Annotated in this window: 6 protein-coding genes; 3 read left to right on the plus strand and 3 right to left on the minus strand. The window is 62.1% G+C overall.

Translation table 11 applies throughout. The features are described 5' to 3' along the window. Together A5736_RS07115 and A5736_RS07120 are read right to left on the minus strand one after the other, a co-directional pair. Window positions 1–372 (minus strand): BatA domain-containing protein (locus tag A5736_RS07115; RefSeq protein ID WP_175611218.1); only part of this gene is annotated, 372 nt, incomplete at its 3' end. Window positions 373–477: 105 nt separating this feature from the next. Further along, window positions 478–837 carry an Rv2640c family ArsR-like transcriptional regulator gene (locus A5736_RS07120; RefSeq protein WP_076245321.1) on the minus strand — a complete coding sequence of 120 codons (360 nt, stop codon included), beginning with the start codon at window positions 835–837 and terminating at the stop codon, window positions 478–480. A 99-nt stretch (window positions 838–936) separates the two neighbouring features. Between A5736_RS07120 and A5736_RS07125 the strand changes: the two genes are divergently transcribed. The 3 genes from A5736_RS07125 to A5736_RS07135 all read left to right on the plus strand — a co-directional run bounded on the left by A5736_RS07125 (window position 937) and on the right by A5736_RS07135 (window position 2,614). Beyond that, window positions 937–1,362 (plus strand): ArsI/CadI family heavy metal resistance metalloenzyme, encoded by a 426-nt coding sequence (locus A5736_RS07125; RefSeq protein ID WP_139333181.1) that lies wholly within the window; start codon window positions 937–939, stop codon window positions 1,360–1,362. Window positions 1,363–1,412: 50 nt separating this feature from the next. Beyond that, window positions 1,413–1,946 carry a DinB family protein gene (locus A5736_RS07130; protein ID WP_076245324.1) on the plus strand — a complete coding sequence of 178 codons (534 nt, stop codon included), beginning with the start codon at window positions 1,413–1,415 and terminating at the stop codon, window positions 1,944–1,946. A 77-nt stretch (window positions 1,947–2,023) separates the two neighbouring features. Then, entirely contained in the window at window positions 2,024–2,614 is a 591-nt protein-coding gene (locus tag A5736_RS07135; protein ID WP_076245326.1) for a dihydrofolate reductase family protein, read from the plus strand. Between the two features lie 209 nt (window positions 2,615–2,823). On the opposite strand, the gene A5736_RS26705 is transcribed toward A5736_RS07135, so the two are convergent. Beyond that, window positions 2,824–2,900, minus strand: a 77-nt coding sequence (locus A5736_RS26705; RefSeq protein ID WP_254848306.1) for a hypothetical protein, incomplete at its 5' end; no start/stop codon positions are given.

The raw sequence follows: 2,900 nt of genomic DNA on the forward strand, positions 1-2,900 counted from the left end.
CTGCTCGGCGGCCTTGAGGCGGTTGGGCTCGACGTCGGTTGCCCGCATGGACTCCGAGACGTCGATCACCAGCATGACGACGGCGCGGTTGAGCGGGATCCGGACATTGGACGTCGGCCCGGCCATCGCCGTGGTGAGCAACACCAGTGATGTGGCAAGCAGGATCGTTGGCAGGTGCCGCCACCGGCCGGGGTGACGCGGCGCGACGCGCTCCAGCACGTCCATGTTGGCGAATCGCAGCACCCGCCGGCGGCGGGCGAATTGCTGGACGACATAGATCCCTATCACCAACAGCACGGCCAGCAGGAACAGGAAGAACCAGGCGTGCTGGAAGCCCGTCAGCGATACCGGGCCCAACAGCGGCAACTTCATGTTCAGCCACAGTATTCGTCAAACGCTGACGGTGCACAATCGCGGCGTCCGGCAGGCGGTCGCCGGTCGTCTACGGCGCCTGATCGAAAGTCCTGCCCCGCTTCGCTAGGAACAACAGTCTGGGTCCAACGCGGCACACAACGCTTGCATCGCGTCCGGACGGACCCGATGAAACACGTTCATCCCGCGCCGATCCGAGGCTATGAGTCCCGCCTTACGGAGCTGACTCAGGTGATGGCTGACCGTGGACTCGCTAAGTCCCAACGCGACCGCGAGCTCCCCCGAGATCTCCTCTCCTGCGGGGGAACTGAACAGATACGACACAATCTTGACCCGCACCGGATCTGCCAGGGCCTTGAGACGCAACGCGACCTGCAACGCGTCCTCATCGCTCATTGGACCTGAGGCCACCGGGGCGCAACAGACCGGCGCACTCGTGTCGATCACCGGCAACGCTTTGGGCATCACCCCATACTGCCACAAAGTTTGACATATATCGAAAAGGTGGCAGGCTGGGCCACGGCACTAGTTCGATATATGTCTCAGAAGTCGGAGGTTCCTGACATGTCCCGCGTTCAATTGGCCCTCAATGTCGATGACCTGGATGAGGCAATCACGTTCTACTCCAAGCTGTTTAACACCGAGCCAGCCAAACGCAAGCCCGGCTACGCCAACTTTGCCGTGGCTGAACCAGCGCTCAAGCTGGTCCTGATCGAAAACCCCGGCAAGGGCGGCTCGCTCAACCACCTCGGCGTCGAGGTCGAATCAAGCGAGACGGTGCGTGCAGAGATCGCCCGGCTGGGCGGAGCCGGTCTGTTCACCGAGGAGGAGATGAACACCACCTGTTGTTTTGCCACCCAAGACAAAGTGTGGGTCACCGGGCCAGACGGTGAGAAATGGGAGGTCTACACCAAGCTGGCCGACGCCGAGACATTCGGCCCCGCTGCCGCAGAAGCCGACGCCTGCGCGTGCAACTGCGGCACGGCGTGAGCGATGCGGGATGATGGGAGTGATCGCTTCACCTCACGCTGAGGCAGAAGATGACGGAACTAATAGATCGCGCAGCTATCGCCGCCGACCTCGACCGAGCACGCATCGATTTCCAGCGCCTCATCGAGATGACCGATGACGATGACTGGACCAAACCGACCAGAGACACTAGGTGGAACAACGAAGAACTGTTGTTTCATATGGTGTTCGGATACATGGTTGTGCAACGCCTCCTGTTGCTGGTGCGCTTGTTCGACCGGCTCCCCGACGCTGTTAGTCGCGGCTATGCGCGATTGCTCAATGCCGTCACACCGGCATTCGATGGGGTCAACTTCTACGGATCGCGTTTCGCTGCTCGCTTCTACAACCGAAAGCGTATGGCCGCCAAGCTGGACCGCGTGATCGACTCGCTGCAACGCTCGCTTCGTCGAGCACCCGAGGACGCCTTCAGGCGCGGCATGCACTATCCGAAGGACTGGGATCCTTACTTCCGCGACTACATGACGCTGGAAGATCTCTACCGCTACCCCGGTCAGCACTATGACCATCATCGGCAACAGCTAACGCTGACAAAGCTGGCCTGAAAGTCCGGCGATGAGTTTCGCCGCGGTTTGCGGTCTGTATCCCCAACAGGTCGTCAACCGCACTCGAGGAGATCATCATGACCGCCACCTACACCTTCGACGTCTTTTCCAGCCTCGACGGCTTCGGCGGCGTCAGCGGCGGCGACTGGGGCGGCTACTGGGGCAAGCAGGGACCCGAACTGCTCGACCGCCGCCTCGCCCTGTACGAGGAGAAGCAGCGAATGGTCATGGGCGCCAACACATATCGGCTATTCGCGCAAATGCTGGCCGAGAGCACCGAGGAGTCCGAGGTGCACGACCCGTGGGTCACCCGGATGAGGTACCTGCCGGCGACGGTGGTGTCGACCTCCCTGGACGGGCCCCTCGACTGGCCTGACGCGACCGTCGTGCGCGGCGACGCCGTCGACGTCGTGGCCCGGCTCAAGGAGGAATCAGAGGTGCCGTTGCGCTCGCACGGCAGCCTGTCGATGAACCGAGCGTTGATGGCCGCCGGCTTGGTCGACCGTGTCCAGGTGACGCTGTTCCCGGTGATCACCGGTCAGACCGGCGACGGCCCGATCTTCCAGGGTGCGGCCGACTTCGACCTCGAGCTGATCGAGAGCCGAACGCTCGACCGCAACATCCAAGAACTCATCTACCGGCCCACCCTGCACGTCTCAGTGCGCTAGGGCCCGACGACATGGAGACGAGATAGCCGCTCTCCGGCATAGCCGTTCTGAGGCGGCTCGCGATCGGCCCAAGAATTTTCTGAGATACACGCGCGCTTGTCCCCGCCGCGCAGCTAGGTAACGGCGAACACATGATTCCTAGTGCAGCGCTGCAACGAAAGTCTCTACGCGCCAATATATTTCAGGTTCGCTGTGATGCGGGAACCAGTCTAGTTGTTTGTGGGTGGTGGTTGGGGTTGGAAGGGGTCGTACCACCACCAGTCGGCGCGTTCGCCGAGAGGCCCGG

This window comes from Mycobacterium sp. SP-6446, from assembly GCF_001954045.1.
Lineage (GTDB): Bacteria > Actinomycetota > Actinomycetes > Mycobacteriales > Mycobacteriaceae > Mycobacterium.

What these genes read in the sequence shown, in the direction of transcription:
- A5736_RS07120 (WP_076245321.1), bottom strand. Translation starts at nt 837, where the DNA reads ATGCCCAAAGCGTTGCCGGTGATCGACACGAGTGCGCCGGTCTGTTGC.
- A5736_RS07125 (WP_139333181.1), top strand. Translation starts at nt 937, where the DNA reads ATGTCCCGCGTTCAATTGGCCCTCAATGTCGATGACCTGGATGAGGCA.
- A5736_RS07130 (WP_076245324.1), top strand. Translation starts at nt 1,413, where the DNA reads ATGACGGAACTAATAGATCGCGCAGCTATCGCCGCCGACCTCGACCGA.
- A5736_RS07135 (WP_076245326.1), top strand. Translation starts at nt 2,024, where the DNA reads ATGACCGCCACCTACACCTTCGACGTCTTTTCCAGCCTCGACGGCTTC.